Consider the following 595-nt stretch of genomic DNA (forward strand, 5'->3'; position numbering starts at 1 on the left):
ACGGTGCAAATCAAATTCAGAGTGACGGAAGCGGAACGGGATTTAATACTGGAAAAAATGAAGCTCGTACCCACCCGGAACATGGCGGCATATCTGCGGAAGATTGCCATTGACGGGTATATCATTCAGATAGACCACAGCGACATTAAGGCAATGACCGCAGAGATACAGAAAATCGGTGTCAACGTCAACCAGATAGCACGCCGCGTAAACGCGACGGGAAACGCATACCAAGAGGATATAGAGGAAATAAAGGGGGTGCTTGCGGAGATATGGCGGTTACAAAGATTAAGCCTATTAAAAGCACTCTAAGCAAAGCCCTTGACTATATCGAAAACCCGGACAAGACGGACGGAAAAATGCTTGTGTCCTCTTTCGGCTGCTCCTATGAAACGGCAGATATTGAGTTTGAATATACATTGTCCCAAGCACTCCAAAAGGGGAACAATTTAGCCTTTCATCTGATACAGTCCTTTGAGCCGGGGGAAGTCGATTATCAGAAAGCCCATGAAATCGGAAAGCAGCTTGCCGACGCGGTAACAAAGGGGCAGCATGAATATGTACTCACGACGCACATTGACAAAGGACACGTCCA

Annotated in this window: 2 protein-coding genes; both read left to right on the forward strand. The window is 47.1% G+C overall.

The window, feature by feature from the left end; all coding sequences use genetic code 11:
- A partial coding sequence (locus D5281_RS25225) for a plasmid mobilization protein (RefSeq protein ID WP_160562575.1) occupies window positions 1–312 on the forward strand: 312 nt, incomplete at its 5' end.
- Window positions 273–595: relaxase/mobilization nuclease domain-containing protein (locus tag D5281_RS25230; protein WP_160562576.1), on the forward strand; the 323-nt coding region annotated here is incomplete at its 3' end. The genes D5281_RS25225 and D5281_RS25230, both read left to right, overlap by 40 nt.

Origin of the sequence: Parablautia muri (assembly GCF_009917485.1) — a bacterium.
Classification (GTDB): Bacteria; Bacillota; Clostridia; order Lachnospirales; family Lachnospiraceae; genus Suilimivivens; species Suilimivivens muri.